This is a genomic window from Streptomyces adustus (assembly GCF_009377175.1).
In the GTDB taxonomy this organism is placed as follows: domain Bacteria; phylum Actinomycetota; class Actinomycetes; order Streptomycetales; family Streptomycetaceae; genus Streptomyces; species Streptomyces adustus.
The window spans coordinates 23,965-49,203 of record NZ_VJZD01000044.1; the positions used below are offsets into that span (position 1 = coordinate 23,965).

Annotated in this window: 24 protein-coding genes; 8 read left to right on the top strand and 16 right to left on the bottom strand. The window is 73.0% G+C overall.

Annotated elements, in window-relative coordinates; genetic code table 11:
* Positions 1 to 112: 112 nt before the first annotated feature.
* Positions 113 to 814 carry a TetR/AcrR family transcriptional regulator gene (locus tag FNH09_RS13725; RefSeq protein ID WP_152887584.1) on the top strand — a complete coding sequence of 234 codons (702 nt, stop codon included), beginning with the start codon at positions 113 to 115 and terminating at the stop codon, positions 812 to 814.
* Positions 815 to 985: 171 nt separating this feature from the next.
* The gene (locus FNH09_RS13730) at positions 986 to 2,272 is read left to right on the top strand and encodes an MFS transporter (RefSeq protein ID WP_162468544.1); all 1,287 of its coding nucleotides are present in this window, start codon (positions 986 to 988) and stop codon (positions 2,270 to 2,272) included.
* Positions 2,273 to 2,319: 47 nt separating this feature from the next.
* On the opposite strand, the gene FNH09_RS13735 is transcribed toward FNH09_RS13730, so the two are convergent.
* Together FNH09_RS13735 and FNH09_RS13740 are read right to left on the bottom strand one after the other, a co-directional pair.
* On the bottom strand, positions 2,320 to 2,775 hold the full coding sequence (locus FNH09_RS13735) for a cyclic nucleotide-binding domain-containing protein (RefSeq protein WP_152887589.1): 456 nt from the start codon (positions 2,773 to 2,775) through the stop codon (positions 2,320 to 2,322).
* Between the two features lie 389 nt (positions 2,776 to 3,164).
* Positions 3,165 to 3,392, bottom strand: a complete 228-nt coding sequence (locus FNH09_RS13740; protein WP_152887591.1) for a hypothetical protein — start codon at positions 3,390 to 3,392, stop codon at positions 3,165 to 3,167.
* Positions 3,393 to 3,644: 252 nt separating this feature from the next.
* On the opposite strand from FNH09_RS13740, the gene FNH09_RS13745 reads away from it, so the two are divergent.
* The 3 genes from FNH09_RS13745 (at position 3,645) to FNH09_RS13755 (ending at position 6,136) form a co-directional block, all read left to right on the top strand.
* A complete protein-coding gene (locus FNH09_RS13745) occupies positions 3,645 to 4,109 on the top strand; it encodes an ATP-binding protein (RefSeq protein WP_152887593.1) in 465 nt (154 codons plus the stop codon).
* A 310-nt stretch (positions 4,110 to 4,419) separates the two neighbouring features.
* Positions 4,420 to 5,280: a SigB/SigF/SigG family RNA polymerase sigma factor gene (locus FNH09_RS13750; RefSeq protein WP_152887595.1), complete on the top strand. Its 861-nt coding sequence runs from the start codon at positions 4,420 to 4,422 to the stop codon at positions 5,278 to 5,280.
* A gap of 22 nt (positions 5,281 to 5,302) precedes the next feature.
* Positions 5,303 to 6,136, top strand: coding sequence for a DUF1206 domain-containing protein (locus FNH09_RS13755; RefSeq protein ID WP_152887596.1), 834 nt, complete (start codon positions 5,303 to 5,305; stop codon positions 6,134 to 6,136).
* 178 nt (positions 6,137 to 6,314) lie between these two features.
* Here FNH09_RS13755 and FNH09_RS13760 read toward each other — a convergent pair whose 3' ends face one another.
* The 9 genes from FNH09_RS13760 to FNH09_RS13800 form a co-directional block, all read right to left on the bottom strand.
* Positions 6,315 to 8,600, bottom strand: coding sequence for an FUSC family protein (locus FNH09_RS13760; RefSeq protein WP_338017562.1), 2,286 nt, complete (start codon positions 8,598 to 8,600; stop codon positions 6,315 to 6,317).
* A 73-nt stretch (positions 8,601 to 8,673) separates the two neighbouring features.
* Entirely contained in the window at positions 8,674 to 10,041 is a 1,368-nt protein-coding gene (locus FNH09_RS13765) for an FAD-dependent oxidoreductase (RefSeq protein WP_162468550.1), read from the bottom strand.
* A gap of 280 nt (positions 10,042 to 10,321) precedes the next feature.
* On the bottom strand, positions 10,322 to 12,142 hold the full coding sequence (locus tag FNH09_RS13770) for a PP2C family protein-serine/threonine phosphatase (protein ID WP_152887598.1): 1,821 nt from the start codon (positions 12,140 to 12,142) through the stop codon (positions 10,322 to 10,324).
* Positions 12,139 to 13,218, bottom strand: coding sequence for an ATP-binding SpoIIE family protein phosphatase (locus FNH09_RS13775; RefSeq protein ID WP_152887600.1), 1,080 nt, complete (start codon positions 13,216 to 13,218; stop codon positions 12,139 to 12,141). Before FNH09_RS13775 ends, FNH09_RS13770 begins: the two co-directional genes overlap by 4 nt.
* On the bottom strand, positions 13,218 to 13,667 hold the full coding sequence (locus FNH09_RS13780) for an anti-sigma regulatory factor (RefSeq protein ID WP_152887602.1): 450 nt from the start codon (positions 13,665 to 13,667) through the stop codon (positions 13,218 to 13,220). The genes FNH09_RS13775 and FNH09_RS13780 overlap by 1 nt, the downstream gene beginning before the upstream one ends.
* Positions 13,667 to 14,083, bottom strand: coding sequence for an STAS domain-containing protein (locus FNH09_RS13785; RefSeq protein ID WP_162468545.1), 417 nt, complete (start codon positions 14,081 to 14,083; stop codon positions 13,667 to 13,669). Before FNH09_RS13785 ends, FNH09_RS13780 begins: the two co-directional genes overlap by 1 nt.
* Positions 14,080 to 14,979 (bottom strand): STAS domain-containing protein, encoded by a 900-nt coding sequence (locus FNH09_RS13790; RefSeq protein WP_162468546.1) that lies wholly within the window; start codon positions 14,977 to 14,979, stop codon positions 14,080 to 14,082. The genes FNH09_RS13785 and FNH09_RS13790 overlap by 4 nt, the downstream gene beginning before the upstream one ends.
* A gap of 103 nt (positions 14,980 to 15,082) precedes the next feature.
* A complete protein-coding gene (locus FNH09_RS13795) occupies positions 15,083 to 15,475 on the bottom strand; it encodes an anti-sigma factor antagonist (protein ID WP_162468547.1) in 393 nt (130 codons plus the stop codon).
* A 123-nt stretch (positions 15,476 to 15,598) separates the two neighbouring features.
* Positions 15,599 to 16,462 carry an RNA polymerase sigma factor SigF gene (locus FNH09_RS13800; RefSeq protein WP_152887604.1) on the bottom strand — a complete coding sequence of 288 codons (864 nt, stop codon included), beginning with the start codon at positions 16,460 to 16,462 and terminating at the stop codon, positions 15,599 to 15,601.
* A 215-nt stretch (positions 16,463 to 16,677) separates the two neighbouring features.
* On the opposite strand from FNH09_RS13800, the gene FNH09_RS13805 reads away from it, so the two are divergent.
* Both FNH09_RS13805 and FNH09_RS13810 read left to right on the top strand, forming a co-directional pair.
* Positions 16,678 to 17,646 carry an anti-sigma factor RsbA family regulatory protein gene (locus tag FNH09_RS13805; RefSeq protein ID WP_152887606.1) on the top strand — a complete coding sequence of 323 codons (969 nt, stop codon included), beginning with the start codon at positions 16,678 to 16,680 and terminating at the stop codon, positions 17,644 to 17,646.
* A 138-nt stretch (positions 17,647 to 17,784) separates the two neighbouring features.
* Complete coding sequence (locus FNH09_RS13810; RefSeq protein WP_162468548.1) at positions 17,785 to 18,156, top strand: PRC-barrel domain containing protein; 372 nt, start codon at positions 17,785 to 17,787, stop codon at positions 18,154 to 18,156.
* 87 nt (positions 18,157 to 18,243) lie between these two features.
* Here FNH09_RS13810 and FNH09_RS13815 read toward each other — a convergent pair whose 3' ends face one another.
* Positions 18,244 to 18,678 carry an ATP-binding protein gene (locus FNH09_RS13815; RefSeq protein ID WP_152887608.1) on the bottom strand — a complete coding sequence of 145 codons (435 nt, stop codon included), beginning with the start codon at positions 18,676 to 18,678 and terminating at the stop codon, positions 18,244 to 18,246.
* Between the two features lie 299 nt (positions 18,679 to 18,977).
* On the opposite strand from FNH09_RS13815, the gene FNH09_RS47650 reads away from it, so the two are divergent.
* Entirely contained in the window at positions 18,978 to 19,154 is a 177-nt protein-coding gene (locus FNH09_RS47650) for a hypothetical protein (protein WP_338017563.1), read from the top strand.
* Positions 19,155 to 19,170: 16 nt separating this feature from the next.
* On the opposite strand, the gene FNH09_RS13825 is transcribed toward FNH09_RS47650, so the two are convergent.
* The 4 genes from FNH09_RS13825 to FNH09_RS13840 form a co-directional block, all read right to left on the bottom strand.
* The gene (locus FNH09_RS13825) at positions 19,171 to 21,078 is read right to left on the bottom strand and encodes an AMP-dependent synthetase/ligase (RefSeq protein WP_152887610.1); all 1,908 of its coding nucleotides are present in this window, start codon (positions 21,076 to 21,078) and stop codon (positions 19,171 to 19,173) included.
* 193 nt (positions 21,079 to 21,271) lie between these two features.
* Positions 21,272 to 23,473, bottom strand: coding sequence for a 1,4-alpha-glucan branching enzyme (gene glgB / locus FNH09_RS13830; RefSeq protein WP_162468549.1), 2,202 nt, complete (start codon positions 23,471 to 23,473; stop codon positions 21,272 to 21,274).
* A gap of 4 nt (positions 23,474 to 23,477) precedes the next feature.
* Positions 23,478 to 24,839, bottom strand: a complete 1,362-nt coding sequence (locus FNH09_RS13835) for a maltokinase N-terminal cap-like domain-containing protein (RefSeq protein ID WP_152887612.1) — start codon at positions 24,837 to 24,839, stop codon at positions 23,478 to 23,480.
* 28 nt (positions 24,840 to 24,867) lie between these two features.
* A partial coding sequence (locus tag FNH09_RS13840) for an alpha-glucosidase C-terminal domain-containing protein (protein WP_152887614.1) occupies positions 24,868 to 25,239 on the bottom strand: 372 nt, incomplete at its 5' end.

Genomic DNA, 25,239 nt, shown 5'->3' on the forward strand with positions numbered 1-25,239 from the left:
GTGAACGAAAGACGTAAGGGGCCCCGGGGGTGATAAAACGCTTCCCGTCGTCGTAAGGTCAATGGCGTTGGCATAAGAGCGGTCGTGCAGGACAGCGGTCGAGGAGGCGGAGATGCCCAAACCGGTGGTGCCCGAGGACAAGCGGCGCCGACGCCGGCCCACCAGGAGCGGCACCGTGCTCTCCGAGCAGCTGATCGTCGACACGGCGCTGCGGATGCTGGCCGAGCACGGCAGCACCGGACTCACCGCCCGCCGCCTCGGCCTGGCCCTGGACTGCGACCCGAGCACGCTCTACCGGTACTTCCGGGGCATGGACGACCTGACCCTGGCCATCGGCGACGCCCTCATCGGGCAGGCCCTGCGGGGCTGGCGGCCCACCGGGCAGTGGCGGACGGACCTGCACGCCGTCGGGCTGCGCATCCACGCGGCGTACGTCGCCCATCCGCAGGCGGCCCTGCTCACCGCGAGCCGGGTCACCGGCCGCACCCATGAACTGGCCGCCGACGAAGCCGTGCTGGACATCCTGCGCACCGCCGGCTTCCCGCTGCCGGACACGGTCCGCGTCTACCACGCCTTCATCGACCAGACCCTCGCCTTCGCGGCCCTCGACGCGGCCTCGCTGGCCCTGCCGCGGGCCGCGCTGCGCGCCGACGAGGGCAGGTGGCGCTCGACCTACGCACATCTGCCGGCCGCCACCCACCCCCGGATCGCGGAGGCTGCGCCGCTGCTGGCGGCCCGCATGGTCGACAGCGCCTACCCGACCGCGCTGGAGATGCTGCTGGACAGCGTGGCGGCCCGGCTGGCGGCGCTCTGATCCGGAGTCGGGCCCGGGGCGCCCGGCGCCCCGACCCCGGTGCTCGTGAGCACGTCCCGGTCCGGTACCCGCCCCGTGTCCCAGAACCCGGGATCGCGTGTCCCGAGGGCACAGCCGGTGCTGCGATAGTGATCCCCGGCCAGAAAGATGTATCGAGCAACCAGGAAGCCCGTGGACACCAGCGAGAGCAGTACCGAGTCACCCACCGCCGCTCCGGCGCCGCCCCGGCGCGGCTGGCGCCGCTGGGCCATGGACACCCGCCCCCTGCGCCGCCCGGCCTACCGCAGGCTGTGGTCGTCGACGATCGTCACGTCGGTCGGCAGCCAGCTCACCGCGGTCGCAGTGCCCAAGCAGATCTACGACATCACCGGCTCCTCGGCCTGGGTCGGGGCCGCCAGCCTCGCCGGCCTGCTGCCGCTGATCGTGTTCGCGCTGTGGGGCGGCGCGGTCGCCGACACGGTGGACCGCCGCAAGCTGCTGCTGATCACCAACGTCGGCATAGCCGTCACCTCGCTGCTGTTCTGGGTCCAGGCCGCCGTCGGACTCGACTCGGTGGCCGCGCTCATGGTCCTGCTGGCCGTGCAGCAGGCGTTCTGGGGGCTCAACGCCCCGGCCCGCAACGCCTCCATCGCCCGGCTGGTCCCGGCGGACGAGCTGCCCGCCGCGAACGCCCTCGGCTCGACCGTGATGCAGACCGGGCAGGTGGTCGGACCGCTGCTGGCGGGCGTCCTGATCCCGATCATCGGTCTGCCCGAGCTGTATCTCGTCGACGCGGTGGCGCTGTGCGTCACGGTGTGGGCGGTCCTGCGGCTGCCCGCGCTGCCGCCGCTCGCCGCCGTGGCACGCCGTGCGGGGGTGCGCGAGATCGCGGCCGGCTTCCGCTACCTCTCCGCGCACAAGGTGCTGCTGCTGTCCTTCCTGGCCGACATCATCGCGATGGTCTTCGGCATGCCCCGCGCCCTCTTCCCGCAGCTCGCCGCGGAGACCTTCGCGCCCTGGGGCGAAGGTCTCGCGCTCGGTCTGCTGTTCGCGGCGATCCCCGTCGGCGCGGTGGCCGGCGGGCTGTTCTCCGGCGCGTTCTCCCGGGCCCGCCGGCACGGCTGGATGGTGATCGGCTCGGTCGTCGCCTGGGGCGCGGCCATCACGGGCTTCGGGCTGAGCCGCAACCTGTGGTTCGCGGTGGTGTTCCTGGCGGCCGCCGGGGTCGCCGACATGGTCTCCATGGTCTTCCGCGGGGCGATCCTGCTGTCCGCGGCCACCGACGAGATGCGCGGCCGGATGCAGGGCGTCTTCACGGTCGTGGTCGCGGGCGGACCGCGTGTCGCCGATGTGCTGCACGGTACGGCCGGTGCGGCGTTCGGCCCCCGCGCGGCCGTCGCGGGCGGCGGTCTGCTGGTCGTCGTGCTGATGCTGGGCCTGGCGGCCGCGGTACCCGCCCTGCGCCGCTACCGCGTCTGACGCTCCGCCCCCCCCGCGGCGCCACGGGGGCGCGGGATCGCTGTGGGCTACAGGGCGCTGCGTCGGCGCACCGCGTACTGCTCCATGAGTTTGGTGCGGGTCATCTCCAGCCGGTGGGCAAGGATCTCGGCGACCGTGCGGATCAGCGTCAGCCCGAGCTGGGCGTCCTCGTCGCACAGCTCCCGTACGGGCTGCGCCTCGAACTCGTAGGCGCGTACGGGGCTGAAGGCCTCCGCTCCGAAGTCCCACAGATAGGGCGGGAACAGCCAGGACCAGCCGAGCATGTCGCCCGCCCCCAGCGTGGCCACGGTCACCCGCTGCGCGGTCGTGACCTGCTGGTCCAGGGAGACGGCGCCCGAGCGGATCACCCAGAACCGGTCGGCCGTGCCGCCGGACTCGAAGATACGGGTGTCCTCGGGGAAGGAGACCTCCCGGGCGAGCGACATCAGGCGCTCGCGCTGCGGCTGGGGCAGGGCGGTCAGGAGTTTTGTCGCTTTGGTCATGAGCGGGGCTCCTCGCCGGCGAAGTGGAGGGAGAGCGGCCGCGTGGCGGATCGTCACCGTCGGCGGTGTCCTCCCCGGAGCTCTACGCCCCATTTCAGCCGCTGCCGACGGCGGGGGCACCTCGGCGGGGTGGGCACCGGTGCTCGTCGGCCCGACGCGTGGGTGGGGGTGGTAGAGGCAGTTACCCAGTCCCTCGCGATTCAACCGGGGGAGGGCGGCACGGACCGGTCCGGGCATGAAAAAGCCCTGGCTGGACGGGGGAAGCCAGCCAGGGCCGTAACGCGGTCGTACACGGAGGACGGTACGGTCGACTCCGTCACCACGTATGGGTGAACGATAAACCATCTAGCGCGGGTCCATGCACCGGAAACCGGGTTGCGTGACCGGTTTCACTTGCCGTCCTCTCCGCGGTGCCTGCCGGGAGTGAGGATCTCGTCCATCACCCTGATCACCGCCTCGTAGGCCAGCGTCCGCACGGCCGCCTCGCGGGCCCCGTCCGGATCGGTCGCCCTCAGGTCCCCGCACCGCTCCTGCCAGGTCCGCGCCTCCTGCTGGGCACAGGACCTGGCCCGCTGCATACGGCGCACCAGCTCGTCCGAGTCCACAACATCCGTCATGGGACCCGACTACCCCCGATGGGCCCGTCGATGACGGGGTCTTCGCTCGGGAACGGCAGGTTTGAGGCCCTGCCTCCCGGTCATGCGAACAGAGAAGGATCCGCTGATTCCGGGCGGCGCGAGAGCGGGTGCCCGGTCCGGGCGCCCCCAGGTCCTCTCCGACGGGCGCCGCGGCCGGACGGAGCTCGGGCGCGGGTCGCCCGCGAGCCCTGGCCGGGGCCGTGAAGACGCGATCACTCAGGGAGCGCCACCATGTGTGCGAAGCCGCCGACCGGACACACCACAGATCCCGTCCGGGGCCCGGACGACTCGCGCACCCGGACCGACTTCGACGGCCGGCGACCCTGGTGCCCGGCCGACGTCCGCATCGCCGTACGGAGCGTGGTGGACCGGTGGTGCCGGGAGAAGGGCTCGCCCTGTGACGAGGACGCGCTCTCGGACGCGCTGCTCGTGGCCTCGGAACTGACCACGAACGCGATCCTGCACGGCGGTGGGGTCACGGGGGTCGACGTGGACCTGGAGGGACGGGCCGTACGGGTCTCCGTCTGCGACCGCAGCGAACGGCTGCCGGTCTTCACCCCCTCCGCCGGTCTGCGCGAGCATCGGCACACCGGCGGCCGAGGCTGGCCGATCGTGTGCCTGCTGTCGCGGGACGTACGGGTGACCGACCTGCCCGCGGGCGGCAAACGGATCACCGCGGTCGTGCCGGTCCTCTGACGGGGGCGGAGGATGCGCAGCGGGCGGATCCGCCGAAGTGGGCGGACCTCCGCCGGGGTCGCTCCCCGGCCCCGCGACCGTGCCCTCGCCCTCGCCCTCGCCCTCCTGACTCTTCCCGCGATCGTGCCTTCCGCCCCGGCTTCCCCCGAGGCCGAGTTTGTCCCCCGGAAGCCAGGGCAGACGCACGTTCGTGCTTCGGACCGGAGGCGCCCCCGCGGAAGCGGTGTGCGGGCCCCGGTGCTCTGGGGCCGCCCAGCCAGGCCCCTTCCGCGGCACATCCCAGAAACCATCTGTTCGGGAGTGATTCCGCATGCTCATCGACGCATCGACAGGCAGCACCGACGCACGCGATCGCCTCACCCCGCCCGCGCGGCGGCCGCACGACGACACCCCCGACACCGCAGGCCTGTTCGGTCGTCTGGTGGACCTGGAGGACGGCCCCGAGCGGGACGACGTCCGCGACCGGCTCGTCGCGGCCTGGCTGCCCATGGCCCACCGGATCGCCGGACGCTTCCGCGAGCGCGGCGAGTCCCTGGAGGACCTGCGCCAGGTGGCGGCCCTCGGACTGGTCAAGGCGGTCGACCGGTTCGACCCGTCCCGCGGGGCGTTCGAGAGCTATGCCGTGCCCACCATCACCGGTGAGGTCAAACGGCACTTCCGCGACCGGATGTGGGCCCTGCGGGTGCCCCGCCGGGTCCAGGAACTGCGCAACAAGGTGCGCGTCGCGCGCCGCGAGCTCACCCTGAACCCCGGCACCCCCGAGCCCTCGGTCACAGAGATCGCCGCCCACACCGGGCTGACGGAGGACGAGGTCGGCGCGGGCATGGAGGCACTGGAGAGCTTCAGCACCCTGTCCCTGGACGCCGAGCTGTCGTCCGCCGACGACGGCCACAGCCTCGCGGACACCCTGGGCGAGCCGGACACCTCCTACGACGTGGTGGTCGACCGCGAGGCGGCCAAGGAAGGCCTGCGCCGGCTCTCCGAACGCGAGCGCGCCGTGCTGTACATGCGCTTCTTCGAGGACATGACGCAGAGCCGTATCGCCGACCGACTGGGCATCTCCCAGATGCACGTCTCGCGGCTCATCAGCCGCAGCTGCGCCCGGGTGCGCGACCAGGCGACGGAACGGCACGGAAGCCGCCGCGGGCCCGGTCGGGGCCGGACGGCCTGAGGACGCAGAGGACGCGACGGACATGACGGTCAGGACCGACGGCGGGCGCAGCGAGGTCGAGCGCGTGGCGAGGGGATCGGTGACGGAGGGCGCCGCGCGGGCGGGGCTCGTCGCACAGGGCGTCATCTATCTGCTGGTCGGGGTGCTCGCGCTGCGCATCGCCGCGGGCGACGGCGGACACCAGGCCGACCGCGGCGGCGCCCTCGCCGAGATCGCCGACCAGCCCTTCGGCGACGTACTGCTGTGGGCGCTGGGCATCGGAGTGGTCGGCATGGTCGTGTGGCGGCTGTCCGAGGCGGTCTTCGGCGCGGTCGGGCCGGACGGTCGCAAGCCGCACATGCGGCTGCTCGCCGTCGTACGGTGCGTGTTCTACGTCTTCGTCGCCTTCTCTGTGCTGGCGTTCGCGGCCGGGGCGGGCGGCAGCGGCAGCGGGGCAGGCGACCGGGAGTCCAAGGACGTCACGGCCCGGGTGCTGCACCTGCCCGCGGGGCAGTGGCTGGTGGCGGCGGTCGGGGCCGGGATCGTCGTGGCGGGCGTCTGGACCGGGGCCCGCGCCGTCGTGCGCTCCTATCGTGACGAGCTGAAGCTCGCGGAGATGTCGCGAGGCGCCCGGCGGCTGGTGGACGTGACGGGCGTGGCGGGCGGCGCGGCGCGCGGGCTGGTGTTCGCCGCGGCCGGAGTGTTCGCCGTACTCGCCGCGGTCGACTACGACCCCGACCGTGCCAAGGGCCTCGACGACAGCCTGCGCGCCTTCGCCGGCACTCCGCTGGGCCCGTCGCTGCTCGGGTGCGTGGCCGCCGGTCTCGCCCTGTTCGGGGTGTTCTCCTTCGCCATGGCCCGCTGGCGCAGGGTCTGACGGTCCGGCGCCGGTCGGGCGGCGCGCGGTCCGACGGCCGCGCGCGGAGGCGGACGGACGCGCGCGGAGGTGGACTGACGCGCGCGGAGGTGGACTGACGCGCGCGGAGGTGGACTGATGCACACCCCTCGGGACCGGACCGAGGCCGGGGCCCGTACCCGGAGCGTTGCCGGGGTGGTCACCGCCGGGCGTCCGCCCGCGGCCGGCCCTGGTCCTCGGGTGTCACCACCGGGACGTGCAGCGGGCGGGCCAGGCCCACGACCGCCTCGTCCAGCCGTTGCAGATGGCGCAGCACCCGGTCGGTGACACGGCCGTAGCGCGGGCCGACGTCGGGCCCCAGCAGGGACGCGATGCTCGGACCGGTCCGCACCGGGACCTCTTCGCCGGGCTCCTCGTCCGCCGGCTGCGCGATCCGTGCGGCGATCGCCGCGATGTTGTCCACCACACGCCGCCCGGCCCGCCGCAGCCGCGGGTCCGCCGCGATCGACGGGTGGGTGGGCAGCAGTTCGGCCGTCGCCGCCAGTGAACGGGCGTGATACGCGCACGTCTCCAGCAGCGCGAGCACATAGCGGGCGGTGTTGCGCCGGTTCCGCAGCGGCGTCACCGGATGCGTCAGCGGCTGCACGGCGGCGCGCAGATCGCTCAGCGCCTGGTCCAGCTCGCGCGCCCGGTCCAGCAGATCGGCCGGGTCCCCGCCACTGAGCTGCGCGACCGCCTCGTCCGTGACCTCGCCGAGTCGCTCCAGCACCGTGACCAGCAGTTCGTCCGTACGGCGGGCCGTGCGCACCGGCAGCACCACCGCCGCGGCGATGACCCCGCACGCGGCCCCGAGCGCCGTCTCCGCCACCCGCAGCACCAGGACCGACGGCGAGTAGGTGTGCAGCAGGGTGTACAGCAGCCCCAGCGCCGCGGTCACGAAGAACGACATCAGCGTGTACGACAGCGGAGCCGTGTAGAACATCGCGAAGAGACACAGCAACACCAGCGCGAACGCCGTCCAGGTGTGGTGGCCGACGAGTCCCGCCAGGGCGATACCGGCGCACACGCCCAGCACCGTGCCCACGAGCCGACGGGAGCCCTTGACCAGGATCTCGCCGGTCGACGCCGTGTTGATGAACACGATCCAGCAGGTCAGCACCGCCCAGTACCAGCGCTGGGCGGAGAGGAACTCGCCGCCGACCATGGCCAGCGCGGAGCCCACGGAGACCTGCACGGCCGTGCGCGTGGTGGGCCGGTCCAGCCCGGTGAGCGTGCTCGTCTCCTGGTCCTGCTCCTCGGCACCGGCGATCGCGGCGTCCTCGGCGTCCAGCTCCTCGCGGGAGCGGGCCGTCGAGGGACTGTCGTCCGTGTCGTCCTGCGGCCCGTCGAGGGCGATCCGCAGGCCCAGCACCGCCCGCGCGGCCTCCCCGACGCCCCGGAAGACGTCCCGGACGGCCGGCGAGGCGGGCGGCAGGTTCTCCTCCTCCCGGTAGCCCAGGAGCCGGTTGCGCATCACGGCCGACGCGGTGCCCCGGTTCTCGGCGACCGGGCGCAGCACGAGCAGGCGCAGCGCCGCCAGGTCCCGCCGCAGCGTGTCCGTCGCCTCGTCCCGCACCGGCAGATGACCGCCCGACGGCAGCGGCGCGCCGGACAGGTGCAGGGTGAGGGTGGTCGCCCGCTCGGTACTGCGCGCGGTCAGCACCAGCACCCCCAGCCGCTCGGCGGTCACCTCGGCGTCCGCGATCCGGCGTTGCAGCAGCCGGGCCACCGACGGGTCGGAGGTGCCGTCCTCCAGCCGGCCCTGGATCATCAGCGCCGTCTCGTGCAGGCGCGCGGTGCCGGCGCGTACGTGCTCCAGCGCCTTCTGCACGTCGTCGGGGCCAGCGTCCAGCAGTTCGGTCTGCGCGGCCACCAGCTGGGCGAGCCGGGCCCGGAACGCCTGGCGCAGCCGGTCCAGCACGCCCTCGGGCGTCTGAGGCACCACCACGAACCGGACCACGGCACTGCACAGGAACGCCACGCCCAGGACGCCGTACAACATGGGCAGTGCGGGCACGGTGGCGCCGACGAACAGGGAGACGAAGTAGATCTGGAAGGCGATCAGTCCGAGCGCCGTGCCGCGGTCGCCGAACCGACGGCCGTAGACGGCGCCGAAGATGACCAGCACGAAGACCAGGTCACCCAGGACCACCCGGGAGTTCAGCACCGCACCCAGGGTCAGCGAGGCCAGGGCCACCGGCAGACCCAGGGCCAGCGTGAGCGCCTGCCGGTCGCGCTGCTTCTCCCTGACGGCGAAGGTGGCGACCATCGCCGTGATGGCCCCCGCCACCAGATGGGGCACGTCGGCCCCCAGCGAGGCGAGCACGGCGAGGGTCAGGGCCACGGACCCCACGGTCCGCAGCCCGGCGGTCAGCCGCAGCAGCCCGGGATCGGATGCCGCGAGGTGGTCCCGCAGCCGGGCCCGGGCCCGTCCCACCGCACTCACGTCGCCGGGCCCGCTCCCGCCGCGCCCTCTTTCGCCCCACGGCCAGCGCGTGCGCCGGACGCGGCGTGCCGAGTCACCGCTTCGGCGAATCCGTCCGGGCCACGTGGGCCCGCACCTCGTCGGGGGTCAGATAGTGGTCGGGGTACTCGAAGTCCTTCAGCTTGGCCGGCCTGCGGGACTGGAACCCGGTACGGACGAAATCGTCGCCGGCGAGCGCGTTGAGCGTCCAGTTGGTCAGCACCCGCGCCTTGGCGACGTTGGTGCGCAGCGCCGACCAGTGGTAGCCGCGCGCGACCGCCTGGGCGGCCAGTCCGCGCAGCTCGATGCCCAGCGGCTTGGAGACGGCGTCCGTGCCGCCGAGGTCGACGACCAGCCCGAGATCCCGGTGGACGTACGGGGTCAGCGGCTGGTTGTGCAGTGTCGCGATGACGTTGTCGGCGACGTGCCGGCCCTGCCGCATGGCGTGCTGCGCGGTCGGCGGGCAGACCGCGTCGTCGCCCTTGGCCCGGTCGGGTACGGCGGCGGCGTCACCGAGCGCGAACACTCCGTCCTCGCCGGGCAGATGCATCTCCGCGTTCACCGCGAGCCGCCCGCGGACCGTCTCCGCGCCGAGTGTGGCGATGAGCGGACTGGCGACCACCCCGGCGGTCCAGATCAGGGTGTGGGTGGGCACCACGCGGCCGTCGGTGAAGGTGACCTCCTCGGCGGCGGCCTTGTCGATCGAGACGCCCAGGGAGACCTCGATGCCGCGCCGGGCCAGGATCTCCTGGGCGGTGCGGCCGAGCTTGTCGCCCAGCTCGGGCATCAGCTTCGGCGCGATGTCGATCAGATGCCACTTGATCAGGCTCGGGTCCAGCCGCGGATAGCGCCGGACGGCGCCGTGCGTCAGGCGTTGCAGACAGGCGGCGGTCTCGGTGCCCGCGTAGCCGCCGCCGACCACCACGAACTGAAGCCGGGAAGCGCGCTCCGCCGGGTCGTCGCTGGCGTCGGCGAGGTCCAGCTGCGAGATGACGTGGTCACGGAGGTACGCGGCCTCCGCCAGGGTCTTCATGCCGTACGCGTGATCGACGAGCCCGGGGATGTTGAAGGTGCGGGTGACGCTGCCCGGGGCCAGCACGATGTAGTCGTACCGCTCGTCGACGATCTTGTCGGTGATGGTGCGGATGACGCAGACCTTGGCCTTGAGGTCCACGCCGATGGCGCCGCCCGGGATGATCCGGGTGCGGTACTTCTTGCTGCGCCGCAGGGACAGGGCGATCGACTGGGGTGTCAGCACGCCGGAGGCGACCTGAGGCAGCAGGGGCAGATAGAGCTGGTAGGAGTACGGCGTCACCAGAGTGATGTCGGCCTCGCCCGGGGACAGTTTGCGCTCCAGGCGTCGTACGCATCCCACTCCGGCGAAGCCCGCGCCCACCACCAGGATCCTGGGTCGTGTCACGATGGTTCATCCCTTCTGCGGCTCCAGGCGGTCTGCCTCGGCACCATTCGCGTGCCCACCGGGCGCTGCTTCGCACCTCTCGATCCCACCGCGCCCCCGTCGGCCGGGTGCGGCGCGCGGGCGAGCGAACAGATCTTCAGTCTGCCTGCTCGACGGCCAGGGCGCGTGGGGAGCCGGGACGCGCCCGCGCTCCCACGGGTTCCACGGGTTCCACGAGCCCAGCTGCCGTACACCCCTGGGACCTTTACGGACTTTTTGGACTTCGGGGCGGGCCGCCGCGCGGTCAGGACAGCGGTGGGCCCGGCTGCCGGGTCGGGCCGGTCCGGTCGGTCCGGTCGGTCCGGCCGTCGATGTGGCACAGCAGCAGACACACGTCGTCCTCGCGCGGGGAGTCGTCGAGCAGTGGACGCAGCATCCGGTCCGCCGCACCCTCCAGGTCCGTGTCCAGCTCCGCCGGGCGGAACCCGCCGAGCGCGGCCGCCAGCCGCTCGATGCCCGAGTCGATCCCCTGGGCCCGGCGCTCCACCAGACCGTCCGTGTACAGCGCCAGCGTGCAGCCGGGGGACAGCCGTAGCGTGTGGTCGGCGATCCGCTGCTCCAGCGGGATGCCGAGCATCGCGCCCGGTTTGGCGTCGAGGATCCGGACACCTCCGTCGGCGGTCCGCAGCACCGGCGGCGGGTGACCGGCGGCCGCCCAGGTCACCGTCGGGTCGTCCGGGTGGAAACGGGCGATGACCGCGGTGGCGTACAGATCGGGTTGCAGATGACGCAGCAGTACGTGCAGCCGGGTCAGCAACTCGCCCGGGCTGCCGCCGTCGACGGCGTACGCGCGCAGCGCGGTACGCAGCTGGCTCATCATGACGGCCGCGTGCAGCCCGTGCCCGGTCACGTCGCCGATCACCGTGATCAGGCTCCCGTCGGGCTGACGGAAGGCGTCGTACCAGTCCCCGCCGATGTTCAGCCCGTACGTGGCCGGCAGATAGCGGGCCGCCAGGTGCAGGCCCGGGGTGCGGGGCAGGTCGGTGAGCAGGGCGCGCTGAAGGGTCTCGGCGATGTCCCGGTTGTGCTCGAAACGCCGGGCGTTGTCGATGGCGGTGCTGGCCCGCCGGGTGAGCTCGACCAGCATGACCGCGTCGTCGGGGTCCCAGCGTTCGCCCGGCGGGGACAGCGTCAGCACGCCGAGGGGTGTGTGCCGGGTGGGCAGCGGGATGCACAGCAGCGGCCGGGCCGGGTCCAGCGCCGACGGCGGCTGGTCGTCGACGCCGGGCAGTCCGCCGGGGTGCCCGGCGGCGTACTGCGGCTGGCCGGTGCGGGCCGCGAGCACGGCGGCGGCCGGCCGCGCCCCGGGCCGGCCGCGACCGCCCACCCCGGCCGCCGGCGCGCCGTCCTCGGTCCGGGGCGGGCCCGGGAGCCGTTGCTCGTCCTCGGCGTCGAACAGCCATACGTCGACGCTGCGGGCGTACTCGGGCACCAGCAGCCCGGGCAGTCTGCGCACGATTTCGTCGTGGTTCAGCGACGCCGTCAGCACCGCACTCGCGTCGGCCAGGAAGGTCAGCCTGCGCCGGGCGCGTTCCGCCTCCCGATGCGCCGCGCGTTCGGCGGCGAACGCCTCGCGCTGGGCCCGTCCGGCGGCGTCCAGTTCGCCGTGCAGCGCGAGCACGCCCTGGTTCGTCTGGTGCAGCTCCTCGCGGTGGTAGGCGACCAGCTCCTCCTCGTCCGCGAGCCTGCCCAGTACGAGAGCGGTGTCCTCGTCGGCGCCGAGCAGGGCCTCCGCCAGGAGTTCGGGGCCGTCGGCCACGGTGTCCGGGCCCGCCGTCCGGGCCTCCTCGGTGCAGCGCACCGCCATCCGCCAGGTCGGCTCGCCGTCCTCCCGGGGACGCACCAGGGCGTGCAGCGACCGCTCCCCGCCCGGCGCCGCGGACGCCTCCAGCGTGAGCCGCCAGCTGCCGCCCTTGGTGAGGCACTGGCGCAGCCGGGCGCTGAGCGCCGTGACCAGCCGGGTGCGCTCCAGGACGGGCACGCCGAGCGCGGCGGCGATCCGGGCCGTGGCGATCCGGGCCCGCGCCGCGTCGGTGACGGTCGCGACCGGCCAGACCCGTGTCATGGGCCCTCCGGCGGGTTCGGCGCCAGTACGGCGACGGCGGTGTCGTCCCTGACCGGGCGGGCGGCGCTGCCGGCGTCGCGGACGGTCACGGCGGCCACGACCGCCGGGTCGGCCAGCAGCAGGCCGGGGTCGGACGGCGGGACCCACCGGCTGGGCAGCCCGTCGCTGTGCAGCACCAGCAGCCGGTCCGGGCCCCACGGCAGCCGGGTCTCGGGCAGGGTCGCGGGGCGGTGGACGCCGACGATGCCGGGCCGGGACAGCAGATGCCGCCAGGTGTCGCCCTCCCGCAGCCGCGCCCCGATGTTCCCGATGCCGGCGAACGTCAGCCGGCCGGTGTCCGCGTCGAGCTGGGCCAGCGCGACGGCCGCGCCGCGGGTGCCGCGCAGTCCGGTGTCCAGCAGGCGCAGGAGTTCGGCGGGGGAGAGATGCGCCGAGTGGGCGAGCACCTGCGCCGCCGCCGTCGACGCGTGGGCCGCCTGCGGCCCGTGTCCGAGCCCGTCGGCCAGCATCAGGGTGAGCCGGTCGCCCGCCCGGACCCATGCCCAGGTGTCCCCCGAGTAAGCGGCCCCGGCGAACGGGATGTTGACCCCGCCGGCCCGTGCCGTGCACCGCTGCGCGCCGTCGGGCGCCGCGGCGGCGCGCCCGGCCCTGCCGGAGGTGGTGCCGATCCGGGCCAGGGCGACCGTGCCCCGGCCCGGGGCGCTGTGCAGGCCGAAGTCGTCGGCGAGGCGCACACAGGTGCCCAGGCCCGCGCCGAGCGAGTCGGCCGTCGAGAACCCGTCGCGCAGGGCGGCCCCGACGTCGGGCATGCCCGGGCCGTGGTCGACGGCGGCGATCTGCACGACGTCGTGACCGTCCCGGCCCTCGCCGACCGTGGCCGGCGCGACCAGGTCGACGAGGAGCTGCCCGCCGCCGGCGTGCTTGAGCAGGTTGGTGGCCAGCTCGCTGGCCACCAGAGCGGCCGCGGCCTTGCGCCGTTCGTCCAGCCCGGCGAGCGCCGCGGCCTCCTCGGCGGCGACCCTGGCGTCGCGCACCCGGGTCGAGTCGTGCACCGGTACGTCCCACAGTCGTGCCATCACCACTCCTCGCGCGGGTGGCCCGGGCGGGGCGGCCGGCCCGCCCAGGACGTCACCGTGACGGTGGTACCGACACCCGGGGTGCTGTCGATGGCGAACTGGTGCACCAGGCGGCGCGCGCCGCCGAGGCCCATCCCCAGTCCGTCGCCGGAGGTGTAGCCGTCCCGCAGGGCCTGTTCCAGGTCCGCGATCCCCGGGCCCCGGTCGCTGAAGGCCAGCCGCAGTCCCTGCGCCCGGCCGTGGGCCACCCGGGTCGTCGTCAGCTGCCCGCCGCCGCCGTAGACGAGCGTGTTGCGGGCCAGTTCGCTCGCCGCGGTGACCAGCTTGGTCTGTTCCACCAGACCGAAGCCGAGCCGGGCGGCGGCCTGGCGCACATGCTGGCGCACCCACACCAGGTCCAGATCGGAACGGATCGGCAGGCGGGCGTCGACGCCCGCGGCCGCCTCCATCACCGTCTCCCGGGTCGCGGGACGGCGCTGCCGGAGCGCGCCGGGTCGCCGAGCAGATGCAGGGCCGCCTCGGTGTTCAGGGCCGTGCGCAGCCCCGGCAGCGTCAGCCCCATCTCCACCAGGGTGATCGCGACCGCCGGCCGCATGCCCGCGACCACGGTCCTGGCCGCCAGCAGCCCTGCCTTCGCCGCGATCTCGGCCAGCACCCGGCCGAGGAAGGAGTCCACGATCTCGATGCCGGAGATGTCGATGACGACGCCCGTCGCCCCGCTGCTGCCGATCCGTTCCGTGATGTCCTGCTGGAGCTGCTCGGCCGTGCTGTCGTGCAGATCCCCCTGGAGGGTGACCAGGAGGACGTCACCGAGCCGGAGCACCGGCACGGGTGCCACGGGCGGGCGGGAGAACTCGTCGGTCACCGCGACCCCGCACCGCCCGATGAGGCGTGCACGATGTCCGCGCCCAGCCGGTGCAGGGCGTGCGCCAGGGCGTCGGCCAGGCTCGCCCGGGTGACCACCGTGCCCAGGTCCAGACCGAGGTGGACGATGGTCTGCGCGATCGCGGGACGGATGCCGGAGACCACGCACTCGGCGCCCATCAGCCGGGCCGCCGCGACCGTCTTCATCAGATGCTGGGCCACCAGGGAGTCGACCGTCGGCACACCGGTGATGTCCAGGATCGCGTACCGCGCCTGCTGGTCGACGACGGCTTCCAGCAGCGTCTCCATCACCACCTGGCTGCGGGCGCTGTCGAGCGTGCCGATGAGCGGTACGGCCACGATGCCGTCCCACAGTTTGATGACGGGCGTGGCCACCTCCAGCAGTTGCAGCCGCTGCCGGTCGATGAGGGCCTCGCCCTCGCTCAGCGCCGTCTCCAGCACGACCAGCCGCAGGGTGCCGAGCAGCACGGTCAGCGCCGACTCGCACTCGCGCAGCCGTCCGGCCGGCGCGTCGGCGAGGTCGGCGACCAGGAGGTCCACGACCGGCGGCCGCAGTGCGTCGACCTCCCTCGACACCTGTGCGGTGCCGAGTCCGGCACGGGCGCGCGAGGCCGCCATCCGGGCCAACTGCTCCCGCACCAAGGTGAATCCGGCGGCCTCGGGGTCCACCACCCGTTCCGCGGTGGCGACTTCGGCCAGCGCGTCGGCCACCGTCCGCCCCGCCTCGACCGCCTCGTCCCGCGAGACGGTGAACACCGCGCGGAACAGGGGCTCGTCGGCCCACCGCTGTGCGATCTGCTCGCGGCGGCGGCGCAGGAAGACCCCGACCTCCCGGGCCGGTGACCCCTGCCGTGCTTCCGCTTCGTGCTCCGGCACCTGTTTCACTCCTCGTGTCTGTCGCGGTGGGCGACGACCGGCGGCGGCCGGCCGTCCTCGGACCGCTCGTGGCCGGGTCCTGCCCGGCGGGGCGCGCGGCCCGTCAGGTCCGTCGGTCCGGTGTGGCCTCCGGCACCGCGTCGACGAGCGCGAGGGCGTCCTCGACGGTCTCGGAGACGGGGACCGTGATGCTGACGCCGGTGAGGTCCAGGATCCGCCGTACGGCCGGGGTGGGGGCGATCACGTGCACGCTCCCCGACACCCCGCGTGCCTCCTGGTACACCCGCAGGACGATGTTCATGCCGGACGAGTCCATGAACGGAACCGCGGAGAGGTCGAGCAGGAAGTGCCGGCGGCCGTGGTGCAACTGGTTGGCCAGCTGATGCTGGAACTCGGTCGCGGTGTCGAGGTCCAGATGGCCCTCGACCGCGACCAGGGCGATGTCCTCCCTGGGCACGGTGACGTCGACGGACAGGGGGTTGCGGGCTCGTATCACGACTGCCTCCACGCGTGCGGACGACCTGGTCCGGTCCTGGTCTGTGATGCGGGGGCGCAGGCCCCCGCACAAGGCTGTGCCCGGCGTCACCGCCCTCGGGCGGCGACGCCGGGCACAGGGATGTCAGGCGATCTCGGGGCCCAGCAGTCCGGCGCGCAGCCGGCGGACCATACGGGTGATCAGGCGCGACACGTGCATCTGCGAGATGCCGAGCTCCTTGCCGATGTCCGCCTGCGTGCGCTCCTCCACGAAGCGCATATGGATGATCAGCCGTTCCCGGTCGTCGAGTTCGGCGATCAGGGGCGCCAGGGAGTGGAAGTTCTCCACCAGTTCGAGGGCCGGTTCCTCCTCGCCGATGAAGTCGGCCAGCACGGACTCGCCGTCCGCGCCGCCGTCCGAGGTCAGGGCGGCGTCGAGGGAGGAGGAGGTGTAGCAGTTGGCCGCCTTGCGGGCCTCGATGACCTCTTCCTCCGACAGCGACATGAGCTGCGACAGCTCGCGCGTGGTCGGCATCCGGTCCAGCCGGGTCTGGAGTTCCTCGGTGGCCTTGGCCAGCTCGACCCGGGCCTCCTGGAGGCGGCGGGGCACGTGCACGGCCCAACTGGTGTCGCGGAAGAAGCGCTTGATCTCACCGACGATGTACGGGACGGCGAACGAGGTGAACTCGACCTCGCGGGACAGCTCGAACCGGTCGATGGCCTTGATCAGACCGATCGTCCCGACCTGGACGATGTCCTCCATCGAGTCCCCGCGGCTGCGGAAACGGGAGGCGGCGTAGCGCACCAGGGAGAGGTTCATCTCGATCAGCGTGTTGCGCACGTACTGGTGCTCGGGCGTGCCCTCCTCCAGGGTCGCGATCCGGTCGAAGAACCGACGGGAGAGCTCGCGCGCGTCCTTCGGGCTGACCTGTGAGGGGCTGTCGATGAACGGCAGGCCGCCCCGAAGGCCGTCCGTGACCGTTTGTTCCACTGCCGTCACGGCATTCATGCCGCCCACTCCGTTCGTCGTACGAGTTGCTGACAGGGGTCGACTGCCCCGGCTCCGCCAACTCATGTCAGGGGGAGGCAAAAGAAAATGGCGCACCTCGAAGGCATGACCGAAATGCGCCGTTTGGGCCCGGCCGGCCGCGGCGACGGGTCCGTCACGCGGGACCCGGCGGTCCCGACAGTACGTCAGGACGACGACGTACGCTGGGGGACGGGATGCGGAAGGCGGGTGTGCGGGTGGTGCAGGTCGGGCGTGCGCAAAGACCAGGGGAGTCGTTCGTCCACCCGGCCTTCCTCTACCGCGGTGACGACGAGTACCGGGCGGGGATCGTGTCCTTCGTCCTCGAAGGCCTCGCGGCGGGGGAGCCGGTGGCCGTCGCCGTCCCTGCGCGTCGGCTCGAACTGATCCGGGACACGCTCGGCGCGCGCGCCGCCGAGGTGCGCTTCACCGACATGACCGCCGCCGGCCGCAACCCCGGCCGCATCATCCCGACGGTGCTGCGGGCGTTCGCGGACGCCGTCGCGGGCGACCGCCGGGCACGGATCGTCGGGGAGCCGATCTGGCCCGGTCGGACCGCCGAGGAGTATCCGGCCTGCGTCCAGCACGAGGCGCTGATCAACGCGGCCTTCCAGGGGCGGCCCGTGACGATCCTGTGCCCCTACGACGCCCGCGCCCTGTCCGCCGGCACACTCGCCGACGCGCACGCCACGCACCCGCTCGTCGTCGACGCGGGGCGCACGACCGTCAGCCGGGCCTACGACCCGCAGGGCGTGCTGGAGCGCTGCAACCTCCCGCTGCCGCCCCCGCCGCGCACGGTCGTCGTCCGCTTCGACGCCGCGGGGCTGCCGGACACCCGGGACACCGCAGTGCACGAGGCGCGAAGCCGGGGCATGAGCGCCGCCCGATTGCCGGATCTGGCCCTCGTGGTCGCGGAGTTGACGACCAACAGCGTGGTGCACGGGGGCGGCGAGGGCACGTTCAGGCTGTGGGCCGAGGGCGGCCGGATCGTGTGCGAGGTGCGCGACTCCGGCCGGCTCACCGACCCGCTGGCGGGCCGCCGCCCCGCACGCCCCGAGCAGATCGGGGGACGCGGACTGCTCCTCGTACACCGGCTGGCGGACCTGGTGCGCACCCACACCGGCGAGCACGGCACCGTCACGCGCGCCTGCCTCGACCTCCGCTGACCCCACGACCGCCCGCACGATCCCGCCAGACCCGAATGCGCGTGCGGGGAAAGGGTATTTGGTGCTGTGTGGGACAGGCGGGCGACCGTCGGCCGCCCGCGGGGCAGCACAGGCCCGGGAGGAAGAGGGAGGAGCAGTGTGGCCACAGGCAGAATCTGGACGTACGCACCGGACAGCGGTCACGTCGAGGGGCAGGATCTGACGGGCTACGCCGTCGTCGCGAGAGACGGCACGGTCGGGCAAGTGACGCGCCAGGCCGACCCCCACGGTATGCGGCACCTGGTCGTCGACAGCGGTGTCTGGCTGTTCGGCAGGAGCGCCGTCGTCCCGGCGGGTCTGGTCACCGGGATCGATCCGAGGGCCCGCAGGGTCTCGCTGGCCTGCACGGCGGGCGCGGTCAAGGCGGCGCCGCGGTTCCGCATCGACAGCGAGACGAGGGACGCGCGGTACCTGGCGACCGTGGGGGAGCACTACGAGCGGCTCGCCGTGCCCAGGACCGCGACGGACTGACCCGGACACCGCCCCGCACCCGGTGCGGTGTCCGACCTCCGGTCTCCGGCCTCAGGTGTCTCACCCCGGTGATTCACCCCCGGTGTCTCACCAGGGGAGGAAGACGTGCACGTCCTTGCCCCGGTCGGCGGCCACCACGCTGACCTGGGTGCACAGCGCGTGGACCAGGTGCCAGCCGATCCCGCCGCCGCCGGTGCCGGGGTTGAAGGGGCGGGGCGTCGGCGGGGTGGCGCTGGTGTCGTGCAGGGTGACGTGCACGCCGTCGAACGTACGGCGCAGCCGCAGCTCGAACGGGCCCGGCGCGTACTGGACGGCGTTGGCGGCCAGCTCCGTGACGATCAGCACGATGTCGTGCCAGTACTCCGGCGCCGCGGGCGGTGAGACACCGGCCAGGGCACGCAGGAAGTCCTCCGCGGCCAGCCGCGCACCGGTCACGTCCGCGGGCGCGCCGGTGAAGCCGACGGTGCGGCTCTCGATGTCCTGGGAAGCCAGTGTGTCGTCCCCACGCTGCTCGGCTGCCATCTCGCCTCTCTTCGACCCTGACGTCGGCAGGGCCCTCGTCCCTTCTCACACGTCTCTCGCGTCGTCACCTCTGCGAGTTCCCGGGGGTGCGCGGCGTACGCGTCCGAGGCGGGGGCCGTATGGGTGATCCTTCCCCGGCCCGCCCACCGGACACACCGGGTCCACCTCCGGTCACGGAGCGTACGGGGGCGGAGCCGACGCTGCGCGACACAGGGAAATCGCGGCCGGGACGGCTGTCCCGGCGTTTCCGGGGAACCAGGACGCCACGGAAAGACACAGACCTGACAAGAGGAGAACCCGTGCTTGCCATCGTTGCGGCGGTCCTGCTGTTCATCGCGTTCCTGATCAATGCCGCGGACATCTCCACCAACGACGTCTTCACATCGACCAACGTCATGCTGCTCGGGCTGACCGCCCTGAGCCTGCACCTCGCGGGGGTGGGCACCGCCTGGGCGAGCCGCGGCCGCCGGCGCTGACCGGGGCCGCCGCCTGCTATCGGAACATGTTGTCCGCGTCGTCCCAGCCCAGTACCTCCTCCGCGGTGGGCTGCCGCGGGACGCGCGAGCGCGACTGGTACATCGCCTCGATCTCCTGCGCGTAGTGCTGGACGATCGCGTCCCGGCGCAGCTTCATCGACGGGGTCAGCAACCCGTTGGACTGGTCGAACTGGTCCGGGAGCAGCCGGAACACCCGGATGGACTCGGCCCGGGACACCGCGCTGTTGGCGGCGGCCACGGCACGCCCGATCTCCTCCCGCAGCGCGTTCTCCTCCCGCGCCTCCCGGTTGGGCGTGTCGCCCTGGAGGGTCAGGGCCGCCCGCCAGTGCGCCAGATAGTCCGGGTCCAGGGTGATGAGCGCGCCCACGCAGGGCCGGTTGTCGCCCACGATCACCGCCTGGTGGACCAGCGGATGCATCCGCAGCCGCTGCTCCAGCGGGGCCGGGGCCACACTGTTGCCGCCGCTGGTGACGATGATGTCCTTCTTGCGGCCGGTGATGGTGAGGTAGCCCTCGTGGTCCAGGTGCCCGAGGTCGCCGGTGGCCAGCCAGCCGCCGCGCAGCGCCGCTCGGGTGGCCGCCTCGTCGTTGACGTATCCCTGGAAGACCGACGGCCCGTGCACCAGGATCTCGCCGTCCTCGGCGACCCGGATGTCCGTGCCGGGCAGCGCCTGCCCGACCGTCCCCGACTTCTCCCGGCCCAGCGGCTGCATGGTGATGCCGCCGGCGGTCTCGGTCAGCCCGTAGCCGTCGTGCACGTAGATGCCGATGCCCTCGTAGAAGAGGGAGAGTTCGCGGCTGAGCGGTGAGCCGCCGGAGGTGGCGCGGATGACCCGGCCGCCCAGCGCGCCGCGCAGCCTGCGGTAGATCGTCCGCTCGTACAGGGCGTGCTGGAGCCGCAGGTCGAGGCCGGGACCCGAGCCCCGGCCCAGCCGCTGCCGCTCGTTCGCCGCGGCGAAGTCCCGCGCCGTCTCGGCGGCCCGCTCGAACAGCGGTCCCCGGCCCGACTGCTGGGCCGTGCGCAGGAACGTCTTGTACAGCTTCTCGAAGACCGACGGTACGGCGTAGAAGTACGTGGGCCGGAACGAGAGCAGCGCCGACGCCAGGGACTCCTCGCTGAGGTCGGGCTCATGGCCCATGAGCAGGCCGCCGCGCAGACACAGGCCCTGGATCATGAGGCCGTACACGTGGGAGAACGGCAGGAAGGCCAGGACGGCCGCCTGTTCCCCGGCCTGCGCCGCCGTGTGGCCCCAGCCCTGGAGCAGGGTGTCGCAGGGGCTCGCCAGACTGCGGTGGCTCAGCGCGCAGCCCATCGGGTGTCCCGAGGTGCCGGAGGTGTAGGCGACGACCGCCGTGGAGTCCGGCATGACGATACGGCGCAGCGAGTCGACCGTGGTGATAGGGATGAACTCGCCCCGCTCCACGAGCTGTTCGAGCGCGCCCGCGTCCAACTGCCAGACGTGCCGCAGCCTGGGAAGCCCCGCGCACACCGAGCCCACCGTCATCACGCTCTGCTCGTCCTCGACCGCGACACCCACGCAGCCCGAGTCGCGCAGCATCCATTCGACCTGGTCGCGGGAGGAGGTGGGATGGATCGGCACCACCTCGGCGCCGACCGTCCACAGCGCGAGACTGAGGACCGTCCACTCGTAGCGGGTCCGCGCCATGACGGCCACGCGGGCGCCCGGTGAGATCCCGGACGCGATCAGTCCCTTGGCCAGGTCGACCACCGCGTCCCGGACCTCGACGGCCGTCACCTCCTGCCAGGAGGCGGTCCCGGAGGTGCCCTGGCGGCGGGCGAGCAGCGGCAGGGCGGGGTTGCGCGCGGCCGTCTCGAAGACGGTGTCGGCGAGTCCCCCGGTCACGGACGGTCTGGCCGGGGGAGCGAAGGCGAAGTCGCGCATGCGCTGGCTCCTGGGGTGTACGGGGAGTGACTCCGCCTATGAGAACTGTTATCGACGGTGGTCGAATCTAGCCCAGGAGAGACCGGATGGGGCCGGGAATGGAGAAGTAATCGAGCCGTGATCATTTCCACACGGCGGACCGGACCGGCCCCCGTTTGAATCCGGGGTCCGGCAAACCGGACCCGCCCGGTTCTCACCGTTCGGGCGTCAGCCAGACCGTCGCCAGCGGCGGCAGTGTGAGCGTGATCCGGCCGTCCAGCCGCTTGACCGGTTCGGGGTGGGTGACGTCGCTGCCGCCGTAGCACGCCGCGTCGGTGTTGAGGGTCTCCTGCCAGGTGTCGACCGCGTCCGGGACCCACAGCTCGTAGTCGTGCCGGACGACGGGGGAGAAGTTGCACACGGCCAGCAGCGGGCTGCCGTCCGCGGCGAACCGCAGGAACGCGAACACGTTGTCGTCGGCGGCGTCCCCGACCACCCACCGGAAGCCCTCGGGCCGGGTGTCGCGCTGCCAGAGCGCGGGGGTGTCCCGGTAGACGGTGTTGAGATCGCGCACCAGGTCGCGCACCCCACGGTGGTCGCCCTGCGCCGCATAGGCCGGGTCCAGCAGCCACCAGTCCGGGCCGTGTTCCTGCGACCACTCCCCGCCCTGGGCGAACTCCTGCCCCATGAACAGCAGTTGCTTGCCGGGATGGGCCCACATGAAGCCGAGGTAGGCGCGGTGGTTGGCGCGCTGCTGCCACCAGTCGCCGGGCATCTTCGCCACCAGCGCCTGCTTGCCGTGCACCACCTCGTCGTGCGAGATGGGCAGGACGTAGTTCTCGCTGTAGGCGTACACCATCGAGAAGGTCATCTCGTTGTGGTGGTACTTGCGGTGCACCGGCTCGTGGCCGATGTACTCCAGCGAGTCGTGCATCCACCCCATGTTCCACTTCAGCCCGAAGCCGAGACCGCCGCCGTCGGTGGGCCGGGTCACCCCGTCCCAGGCGGTGGACTCCTCCGCGATGGTGACGACGCCCGGCACCCGCCGGTAGACGGTCGCGTTCATCTCCTGGAGGAACGCCTTCGCGGCCAGGTCCTCGTTGCCGCCGAAGACATTGGGCTCCCACTGGCCGGAGTCACGGGAGTAGTCGAGGTAGAGCATCGAGGCGACCGCGTCCACCCGCAGCCCGTCGATGTGGAACTCCTCGCACCAGTACACCGCGTTGGCGACCAGGAAGTTGCGGACCTCGATCCGCGCGTAGTCGAACTCGTAGGTTCCCCAGTCCGGATGCTCCGCGCGCCGCCAGTCCCCGGGTTCGTACAGCGGCTCCCCGTCGAACCGGGCCAGCGCCCAGTCGTCCTTCGGGAAGTGCGCCGGCACCCAGTCCATGATCACGCCGATGCCGGCCCGGTGCAGCGCGTCCACCAGGTACCGGAAGTCGTCCGGCGAGCCGAGCCGGGACGTCGGCGCGTAGAAACCGGTGACCTGGTAGCCCCAGGAGCCGCCGAACGGGTGCTCGGCCACCGGCATCAGCTCCACATGCGTGAAGCCCAGGTCCTTCACGTACGCCGGGAGCTCCTCGGCCAGCTCGCGGTACGTCGCCCCCGACCGCCAGGACGGCAGGTGCACCTCGTAGACGGAGAACGGCGCCTCGTGCACCGGGGTGTCCCCGCGGTGCGCCAGCCAGTCGGCGTCGCCCCACTCGTAGTGCGAGGCGGTCACGATCGACGCGGTGTCGGGCGGCACCTCCGTGCGGCGCGCCATCGGGTCGGCCTTGAGGAACCGGTCCCCGTGCCGGGAGGTGATCTCGAACTTGTACCGCGCGCCCTCGCCGATGCCCGGCAGGAACAGCTCCCACACCCCGGCCGCGCCGAGGGAGCGCATCGGGAACTGGGTGCCGTCCCAGAAGGTGAAGTCCCCGGCCACCCGCACCCCGAGGGCGTTCGGCGCCCAGACGGTGAAGCGGGTGCCGGCCACGCCCTGGTGCGTCATCGGCTCGGCGCCGAGCGCCTTCCACAACTGCTCGTGCCGGCCCTCCCGGATCAGGTGCAGGTCGAAGTCGGCCAGCGACGGCAGGAAGCGATAGGGGTCGTGGACCTCGTACTCCGCGTCGTCGTACGCCACCAGCAGCGTGTACTGCGGGATCGCGTCGAACGGCAGTACGGCGGAGAAGAGGCCGTCGCCCTCCGAGACCAGGGCGCCGCGCGTGCCGTCCGCCACGACGGTGACCGAGCGTGCGAACGGACGCAGCACCCGGAAGAGGACTCCGCCCGTCACCGGATGGGCGCCGAGCAGCGCGTGCGGGTCGTGGTGCGCCCCCGACAGCAGGCGCAGGCGCTCCTGCGGATCCAGGGTGAGGGCGGTCGGCGGAACGGGTCCGGCCGACTCGGGGGGCGAGGTCTCTCGCAGTGCCACGGTGTCAGGCTCCTCTCACGGCGAGACGCTCGATCGCCGCCATAGGTACGGGCATCCAGTCCGGGCGGTGCCGGGCCTCGTACAGGACTTCGTAGACGGCCCTGTCCGTCTCGTAGGCGCGCAGCAGGGCGTGTTTCTTGCGCGGGTCCCAGCCCGCCCGGTCGGCGTAGCCCGCGCAGAAGGCCTCACGGCAGCGCCGGGCCCACTCCGGGCGCCAGGGGTGGCGCTGACGGGCGGCGTAGTCGAAGGAACGCAGCATGCCCGCGATGTCGCGCACCGGGGAGTGCGCGCTGCGCCGTTCCGCCAGCGGACGCGACGGTTCGCCCTCGAAGTCGATGACGAACCACTCGCGTCCGGCGTGCAGCACCTGCCCCAGGTGCAGGTCGCCGTGGATGCGCTGGACCGGCGGGCCGGGGTCGCAGGTGGCGAGCGCGGTGAACGCGGTGCGCAGGGCGCCGACGAACGGCCGCAGGGCCGGGACGTGGTGCGCGGCCGCTTCCAGCCGCTCGGTCATCGCGGCCGCCGTCACGTCGTTGTCGGTGTGGGCGCAGGACGGCAGGGCGGAGGCCAGCGCCAGGTGCACCTCCGCCATCGCCCGGCCCAGCTCGTGGGCCTCCGCCGTGAAGGTGTCGCCGGTGGCGAGCGCGCGCAGGGCGAGCGCCCAGCCGTCGGAGGCGCCGGGCAGGAACGGCTGGAGCACCCCGAGCGTCGCCTCCTGCGGATGCGTGGTGCGGAACCAGGCCACGGGCGCGGGCACCCGCCCGCAGCCCTGACCGGCCAGCGCGACCGGCACCTCCAGATCGGGATTGATCCCGGGCTGGATGCGCCGGAACAGCTTCAGGATGAACGCGTCGCCGTACACCACCGACGAGTTGGACTGCTCGGCGTCCAGCAGCCGCGGCGGCAGCCCGGCGGGCACCGGCACGGACGCGTCGGACTCGAACCGCAGCGGCCCCAGGGTCCCGGGGTGACGCAGCCGCTCCAGGAGCAGATGCGTCGAACGGGGGTCCTGGAGGGCGTCGTAGACCGCCAGGCCGGCCAGCGGACCGAAGTCCGCCCGGCCGATCAGCGCCCGGCCGAGCCGGGGCGAGAGGTGTTCCTGGATGCCCAGCAGCAACTGGTAGCAGTCGTCGGCCGGGGTGGCGCCGCCGGGTGCGGGGACCCCGCTCTGGCCGGTCTGGACGAGCAGATGCAGACAGCCCGGGAACAGCTCGGTCATGGACAGCAGCCGGAGGTCGGTCAGGGGCCGGTCCTTGCCGGCGAACCAGCGCTGCCGCGGCAGCCACTCCCGCAACAGTCCGCCGAGCGATGCCATCGGCTGGATGCCGTCGGCAGTGATCGGGTGGAGATATGCGGTCTTCGGCATGGTGACGCGTCCTTTCCTCGGCGCACGCTCACAGTTGTCGGCCGGTGCGGGGTGCGACTCGGGCGAGTCGGAACCAGTAGAAGCCGTGTCCGGTGAGGGTGAGCAGGTAGGGCAGTTCGCCGATGGCCGGGAAGCGCACCCCGCCGAAGAGCTCGACCGGATGCCTCCCGTCGAACTCGCGCAGGTCCAGCTCGGTCGGCTGGGCGAAGCGGGAGAAGTTGTGCACGCACAGCACCAGGTCGTCCTCGTACTCGCGCAGGAAGGCGAGAACGCCCGGGTTGGACGACTGGAGTTCGGTGTAGGACCCCAGTCCGAAGGCAGGATTCTGCTTGCGGATCTCGATCATGCGGCGGGTCCAGTGGAGCAGGGACGACGGCGAGGACATGGAGGCCTCGACGTT

Excerpts from the sequence above, each read along its gene's own strand:
- FNH09_RS13775 (WP_152887600.1), bottom strand. The coding sequence starts at position 13,218 with ATGGCACGACTGTGGGACGTACCGGTGCACGACTCGACCCGGGTGCGC.
- FNH09_RS13745 (WP_152887593.1), top strand. The coding sequence starts at position 3,645 with ATGTGTGCGAAGCCGCCGACCGGACACACCACAGATCCCGTCCGGGGC.
- FNH09_RS13770 (WP_152887598.1), bottom strand. The coding sequence starts at position 12,142 with ATGACACGGGTCTGGCCGGTCGCGACCGTCACCGACGCGGCGCGGGCC.
- FNH09_RS13780 (WP_152887602.1), bottom strand. The coding sequence starts at position 13,667 with ATGGAGGCGGCCGCGGGCGTCGACGCCCGCCTGCCGATCCGTTCCGAT.
- FNH09_RS13805 (WP_152887606.1), top strand. The coding sequence starts at position 16,678 with ATGCGGAAGGCGGGTGTGCGGGTGGTGCAGGTCGGGCGTGCGCAAAGA.
- FNH09_RS13825 (WP_152887610.1), bottom strand. The coding sequence starts at position 21,078 with ATGCGCGACTTCGCCTTCGCTCCCCCGGCCAGACCGTCCGTGACCGGG.
- FNH09_RS13815 (WP_152887608.1), bottom strand. The coding sequence starts at position 18,678 with ATGGCAGCCGAGCAGCGTGGGGACGACACACTGGCTTCCCAGGACATC.
- FNH09_RS13800 (WP_152887604.1), bottom strand. The coding sequence starts at position 16,462 with ATGAATGCCGTGACGGCAGTGGAACAAACGGTCACGGACGGCCTTCGG.
- FNH09_RS13735 (WP_152887589.1), bottom strand. The coding sequence starts at position 2,775 with ATGACCAAAGCGACAAAACTCCTGACCGCCCTGCCCCAGCCGCAGCGC.
- FNH09_RS13750 (WP_152887595.1), top strand. The coding sequence starts at position 4,420 with ATGCTCATCGACGCATCGACAGGCAGCACCGACGCACGCGATCGCCTC.
- FNH09_RS13740 (WP_152887591.1), bottom strand. The coding sequence starts at position 3,392 with ATGACGGATGTTGTGGACTCGGACGAGCTGGTGCGCCGTATGCAGCGG.
- FNH09_RS13835 (WP_152887612.1), bottom strand. The coding sequence starts at position 24,839 with ATGCCGAAGACCGCATATCTCCACCCGATCACTGCCGACGGCATCCAG.
- FNH09_RS13755 (WP_152887596.1), top strand. The coding sequence starts at position 5,303 with ATGACGGTCAGGACCGACGGCGGGCGCAGCGAGGTCGAGCGCGTGGCG.
- FNH09_RS13725 (WP_152887584.1), top strand. The coding sequence starts at position 113 with ATGCCCAAACCGGTGGTGCCCGAGGACAAGCGGCGCCGACGCCGGCCC.